This is a genomic window from Rhizobium ruizarguesonis, from assembly GCF_012349115.1.
GTDB lineage: Bacteria > Pseudomonadota > Alphaproteobacteria > Rhizobiales > Rhizobiaceae > Rhizobium > Rhizobium ruizarguesonis.
Window position 1 is genome coordinate 308,425 of sequence record NZ_PQIG01000067.1, and the last position, 6,497, is coordinate 314,921.

Genomic DNA, 6,497 nt, shown 5'->3' on the forward strand with positions numbered 1-6,497 from the left:
CATGATGTCGTTACGTACTTAGACTGTTCTTCCAAGCCACGATTTCGATCCTGTAGGAGATAGGTCTGTTATGCGATCTTCCGCTACGATATTCTTGGACGATGAAACTTAGTCAGACCATACGGTTCTGTGCCTCCAAGGACGGCACCCGTATCGCCGTCGCGTCTTGCGGGCAGGGACAGGTGATCCTGCGGGCGGCGCACTGGCTTAGCCATGTCGATTATGATCTCGAGAGCCCGGTGTGGCGGCCATGGCTCCAGGCGCTGTCCGCCCACAACCGGTTTGTGCGCTACGATCCGCGTGGCTGCGGCCTGTCGGATCGGCATGTCGGCGACCTCTCCCTTGAAGCGTGGCACGCCGATCTCGATGCCGTGGCGGCGTCGATCGAGGAGCCCCGCTTTGTCCTCCTCGGTCTTTCGCAGGGCGGCGCACTCGCTATCGCATATGCCCTTAGATATCCCGAGCGGGTATCGCATCTGGTGCTCCTGAACGCGTATGCTCAAGGTGCCCGTGCCAGAGCTCAGACCGAGGCCGAGCGGCTGGAAGCCGAGACCCTTGTCAATTTCGTTCGCATCGGCTGGGGACGCGATAATCCAGCGTTTTGTCGGTTCTTCACCAACCTCTTTATCCCCGACGGCACACCCGAACAGCATCGCTGGTGGGGCGATCTCGAGCGCCAAACGGCAACGGCCGACGTCGCCGCGCAACTGCTTTGGCAGATGCAGGGGATCGATGTGCTGGACCTTGCGGCGATGCTGCGCCTCCCAACGTTGATCGCGCATAGCCGCGGCGACGTGCGCGTGCCGTTTGATCAAGGTTGCAAGCTGGCCGCCGCGATTCCGAACGCGAGCTTCGTGCCGCTTGAGAGCAAGAACCATGTGCTCTTGCCGGACGAACCAGCTTGGAATGTGTTTCAAGCCGAACTTGCTGCCTTCCTCGGACAGGATCGGTCCGTACGGCCGCGCGCAGTCAGCGAGGCCGGTCTGACACCCGCCGAGGCGACCCTTCTCGACCTCGTCGCAGAGGGGCTCGACAACCGCGCAATCGCAGAGCGGCTTGGCAAGAGTGCAAAGACCGTGCGAAACCAGCTGTCGGTGATCTTCAGCAAACTCGGCGTGCATAGTCGCTCGCAAGCGATCGTCATCGCGCTCTCCGGATAAATCCGCGTCGCAGGCAGGTCGCCACATCCTCCGTTGCCGATGGGACATCTGTCCCTCCAATGAGCGGATTTCTTCGCAGACGCGGGACGACCGCCTCATGCCCGGCAAGACGACGGCCTTCATCCTTGACGGCACGGGTGGCAAGACGCCGCCCGAGGACCGGGAGGAATTTCACGTGACGGAACTCAACGAAACAACGCTCAATGAACTCGTGGGTCGCGTCCTTGGCGACCTTGGCGGAGCGGTCAGTGTGCCGCTGGTTCGGATCGGTGATGCTCTCGGGCTATACAGGACGCTTAAGGAGATCGGGCCTGCGAAGGTCGACGAGCTTGCCGATGCTGCCGGATGCGCGCCTCGCTATGTGCGCGAGTGGCTGGCCGCACAGGCCGCCTCAGGTTACGTGCACTATGAGCGAGGAAGGTTCTCGCTGACGCCCGAGCAGGCCCTTGTGTTTGCCGAGCCGGACAGCCCGGTCAATCTGATTGGCGCATTCGATACCGCTGCTGCGATGGTCGAGAACCAGCCAAAGGTGCAGTCTGCCTTCAAAACCGGCAGAGGCGTCGCCTGGGGCGATCAGGCCGGTTGCATGTTCTGTGCCGTCGCGCGACTGTTTCGTCCAGGATATGTCAATGCCCTTGTGCAGGAGTGGCTGCCGGCGCTTGACGGTGTCATCGACAAGTTGAAATCGGGTGCAACGGTGGCGGACGTCGGATGTGGGCACGGGCTCTCGACGATCCTGATGGCGCAGGCGTTTCCCGATTCCCGGTTTACAGGCTACGACTTTCATCCGGGCTCGATTGCCGCTGCGACCGCGCACGCCCAAGCACACGGGTTGACGAACCTGCACTTCGAGGTCGGCCGGGCGCAGGACTTCGACGGTCGAGATTTCGATTTGATCACCTGCTTCGACTGCTTGCACGACATGGGCGACCCGAAAGCCGCGGCGGCTCATATCCGAAAGGCGCTGAAAGACGGCGGCGTCTGGATGGTGGTCGAGCCAATGGCCGGAGATACGCTGGAGGAGAACATCAATCCGGTTGGGCGGCTTTACTACTCAGCTTCGACGATGATCTGCGTTCCGACCTCGCTTGCGCAGGAGACAGGGCTCGCGCTTGGTGCGCAAGCGGGAGAGAGGCGATTGGCCGAGGTGATCCGGTCGGGCGGTTTCACTCATGTCCGGCGTGCAGCCCAGACGCCCCTCAACATGGTTCTCGAGGCGACCTGAGAGGGTCGCAGCCTCTCCATGGAAATGCCGCGCCGCATTCAAGGCCTCGTCAGGAAAGTCGACGAGTGCGGCGACTGGCTTGCGGCAGCGCGCCCGCCATCTGATCCCCAGCGGCGGCGATAACGCGTTCAGGCTGACGAAGGAGCAGGTGCTTCGGTGTCTTCCCGCCGAGCAAGCTGTCGGCCAACCGATATTATAGATAGCAAATAATTTGAATCCTATCGATATTGATGCTATATACTCGTTCATGAACACCTACAGCAACCTCCAGCGTGTCTTCACCGCCAACCTTCTTTCGACCGGTCGCCAGTGGCGCCGTGCCGTAGATCTGGCGTTGAGTTCGCATGGCATCTCCGAAGCCTGTGCGGCACCGCTCCTCTGGATCGGCCGCCTGGGCGGCGGTGTTCGTCAGGTCGTGCTCGCCAGCCACGTCGGCATCGAAGGACCGTCGCTGGTGCGTCTGCTCGACCAGCTCGAAACGCTCGGGCTCGTTATGCGCAAAGACGATCCGGCCGACCGGCGGGCCAAGGGATTGTGGCTGACCGAGCAAGGGGCAACGCTTGCCGCTCGCATGGAAAACGTGCTCGACGATCTGCGCGGCCACATTCTTCAAAACGTCGACAAGGCCGATCTGGAGGCCGCCATCCGGGTGCTGCAGGCCTTCGACAACAGCGAGATGCCGCAACCAGGCACCTTGGAAAAGCAGGTCGAGGCAGCATCGTGAGTTTTCCCAGTTGGCGTGATTGGCTATTTTCAGCCAAGGCTTTCCTTGCATCGATGCTTGCGCTCTTCGTCGCATTGTCGCTCGACCTGCCGCGCCCTTATTGGGCTATGGCTGCCGTCTATGTCGTTGCCAACCCGTTGGCCGGCGCGACGAGCTCGAAAGGTCTTTACCGCGCGCTAGGAACGCTGCTCGGCGCCTCGGCCGCCGTCTTCCTCGTGCCGCTCTTCGTCAATGCGCCGGAGCTTCTGTCGCTGGTGATCGCGCTCTGGACCGGCACGCTGCTCTTCCTGTCGATGCTCGACCGCAGCGCCCGAAGCTATGTCTTCATGCTGGCGGGATATTCGCTGCCGCTCATTGCTCTGCCATCTGTCGGCGCGCCGGAGACGATTTTCGATACCGCGCTTGCCCGTTCCGAAGAGATCATCATCGGCATCACCTGCGCCAGCATTGTCAGCGCTGTCGTATTTCCGGCAAGCGTCCGCACCGTGCTCGGCGGGCGTATCGTCTCATGGTTCGATGACGCCGGAAGCTGGGCCGACGAAATCCTGCGCGGGGAGGGCGCATCGCCCGCAACCCCGCTGAAGCGGCAGAAGCTCGCTGCCGACGTGACTGGCCTGGACCTCATCATCAGCCAGCTCGGACATGATGCGAACGGCCGTGATATCGTTCGCCATTCCCGCGAATTGCGGGGACGGCTGTTGATGTTATTGCCTCTCTTCTCCTCGCTCGCCGATCGTCTCCATGCACTAAAGGCCGACGGCGAACGGCTACCTGCGGAACTCTCGAACGTCCTCAACGACATAGCCGATTGGCTGCGGCAAGGCGGCAAAGGCGAGGCCGGGGATAACGCCGAGCGTCTGCGCGGGCGCGTCGAAGCCCTCCAGCAATCGGACCCGGACAATGTCGGTTGGAATGCGCTGCTTTTCCGCAGTGCGCTGGCTCGCCAGGCGGAGATCGTCGATCTCTGGCACGACTGCCTGACACTGCGCGACCAGATCCGAAGCAGCAATCACGCCGGACCTTGGCATCCCGTCTTCCGGCACCGCCGCATCGTCGGCCGCAACCGCCATTACGATTATGCGCTGCTGGCCTTCGCCGCCTGTTCGGTGATTGCAGCGATCGTCGTCGCGTCCCTCTTCTGGATCTTCTCCGGCTGGCAGAACGGCGCAGGTTTCGTCACCATGGCCGCGGTGGCATGTTCTTTCTTCGCGGCGCTGGACCGACCGGCGCCCTTCATCCGTTCGATGTTCATCTGGTGTGCCGTCAGCCTTGTCATCTCCTTCATCTACATCTTCGCCATCCTGCCGGCTGTGAACAGCTACGAACTGCTGGTGCTGGTATTTGCGCCGCCCTTCCTGCTTCTCGGCCTGCTGATCCCGAAGCCTCAGTTCAACATGCTGGCGATGCTGCTTGCGGTAAACAGCGCGTCCTTCATCGCGCTTCAGGATCGGTACTCTTCGGATTTCACGACCTTCGCCAACGAAGCGATCGCGGCCCTTGCCGGCATCGGCTTTGCCCTGGGCTGGACACTGATCGCTCGTCCCTTCGGCGCCGAACTCGCGGCGCGGCGGCTCCTCCGGGCTGGCTGGAGAGACCTTGCCGAGACCGCCGCCGGCGAACGGCGGACCGACCATGAACAGCTTTCGGGGCGCATCCTCGATCGTCTCGGTCAGCTGGTTCCCCGGCTGGCCGCCGTCGAGGATCGCGAACTGAAAAAGGTCGACGGCTTTGCCGAGGTGCGTCTGGGTTTCAACGTTCTGATGCTGCAAACGAAGAGAGCCGAGTTGCGCGGCTCAAGCAGTTTGTCGGTCGGGCATGTTCTGACCGGCGTATCGGATTTCTACCGGTCGCGCCTCAAGGCGGGACAGGCGATCGATCCGCCGGACGATCTGCGTCAATCGATCGACGACAGTCTCGCGACAGTCGTACTCGAAAACCCGCAAGCGGATAGAGAGAATGTCGATGCCCTCGTCGGCCTTCGCCGCGCGCTCTTCCCGGAAGCGGCTCCGCCGGCAAACTGGCGCGATCCGCAAGCTCTTGCCACTCCTCTCCAAATTGCCGCCGAGTAAAAGCCAATGCCTGCCGAATTCGATCTCTACGGCGTCTATGTGCCACGCCTCCTCGTTCTCATGATCTTAAGCTTCATGCTGGTCATCCTCATTCGCCGGAGCCTTAGTTGGCTCGGCGCCTATTCGCTGGTCTGGCACCGCGGCCTCTTCGACCTTTCCCTCTATGTGCTGCTCCTGGGAGCAGTTTCCTCTTTGACACGCTGGTATTTCGTATGAACACGCTCAAATCTTCAGTCCGCCTCATCGTGACCCTGGCCTTCGTTTGCGCCGCCTTCTATGTCGGCCGCGGCCTCTGGGTTCATTACATGGACGAGCCCTGGACGCGGGACGCCCGCTTGCGCGCCGACGTCGTCGGCATTGCACCCGACGTATCCGGCCTCGTCAGCGAAGTGGATGTACAAGACAATCAGCGTGTGAAGAAAGGTGACGTGCTCTTCCGCGTCGATCGCGAACGCTTCAACATTGCGCTTGCCCAGGCAGAAGCTGCCCTCGAAGGAAGCAGGGCTGCGATGGAGCAGGCACACCGCGAACGCGAACGCCAGGAGCGGCTTGGCGATGCGGCGTCGTTGCAGCAAAAGGAACAGGCCCGCACTGCGGAAGACCAGGCACGGGCCGCCTATGGGCAGGCGCTCGCAAACCGCGATCTCGCCAAGCTCAATCTCGACCGTTCAGAAATCAAGGCGACCGTCAACGGCACGGTTTCGAACCTGAGTTTGAGACCCGGCGACTATGTCACCGCCGGTACCGCGAAGGTCGCACTCGTCGATACCGACTCCTTGCGCGTCGAAGGATATTTCGAAGAGACGAAGCTGCCGCGCATCCACGTCGGCGATACGGTGTCGGTCCGCCTCATGGGGCAGAGCCAAAGGCTCCAGGGTCATATCGACAGCATTGCGACCGGCATCGAGGATCGCGAGCGCACCGCAGGCACCGGCCTGCTTGCCAATATCAATCCCACCTTCAGCTGGGTGCGGCTGGCGCAGCGCGTGCCCGTGCGCATCAATCTCGACAATGTGCCTGGAAACGTTCACCTCATTGCTGGCCTGACGGCAACCGTCGAAGTGCGAGAACCATCATCGAAGCCTACCTCGATTGACTGAGCCCGCGCGCCATACGGACCCCGGATTGGGGGGTCAGAAACCCATCAATCCGGGTCCGTTTTCCAAGGCGGTGAGAGCAAAAGGATATCGCTGTCGCCGCGCCGTACTGACTTGCGTTTAATCGAGTTCCATAAACTGCATTATGCCACTTTGGCATGACAGATGGTACATTCTATTTCCAAGTGCGACATGCCAGTAATTTCAATGGCTTCACTTTGG

6 protein-coding genes are annotated in these 6,497 nt (G+C 61.5%); all 6 read left to right on the forward strand.

The window, feature by feature from the left end; all coding sequences use genetic code 11:
* Nucleotides 1-101: 101 nt before the first annotated feature.
* A complete protein-coding gene (locus tag C3Y91_RS10660) occupies nt 102-1,160 on the forward strand; it encodes an alpha/beta fold hydrolase (protein WP_018068547.1) in 1,059 nt (352 codons plus the stop codon).
* A 175-nt stretch (nt 1,161-1,335) separates the two neighbouring features.
* Entirely contained in the window at nt 1,336-2,385 is a 1,050-nt protein-coding gene (locus C3Y91_RS10665; protein WP_024319807.1) for a class I SAM-dependent methyltransferase, read from the forward strand.
* Between the two features lie 247 nt (nt 2,386-2,632).
* Nucleotides 2,633-3,109 carry a MarR family winged helix-turn-helix transcriptional regulator gene (locus C3Y91_RS10670; RefSeq protein WP_020397327.1) on the forward strand — a complete coding sequence of 159 codons (477 nt, stop codon included), beginning with the start codon at nt 2,633-2,635 and terminating at the stop codon, nt 3,107-3,109.
* Nucleotides 3,106-5,178, forward strand: coding sequence for an FUSC family protein (locus C3Y91_RS10675; RefSeq protein ID WP_024319806.1), 2,073 nt, complete (start codon nt 3,106-3,108; stop codon nt 5,176-5,178). Before C3Y91_RS10670 ends, C3Y91_RS10675 begins: the two co-directional genes overlap by 4 nt.
* A 6-nt stretch (nt 5,179-5,184) precedes the next feature.
* Nucleotides 5,185-5,394, forward strand: a complete 210-nt coding sequence (locus tag C3Y91_RS10680) for a DUF1656 domain-containing protein (protein WP_024319805.1) — start codon at nt 5,185-5,187, stop codon at nt 5,392-5,394.
* Complete coding sequence (locus C3Y91_RS10685) at nt 5,391-6,278, forward strand: efflux RND transporter periplasmic adaptor subunit (protein WP_024319804.1); 888 nt, start codon at nt 5,391-5,393, stop codon at nt 6,276-6,278. The genes C3Y91_RS10680 and C3Y91_RS10685 overlap by 4 nt, the downstream gene beginning before the upstream one ends.
* Nucleotides 6,279-6,497 lie beyond the last annotated feature (219 nt).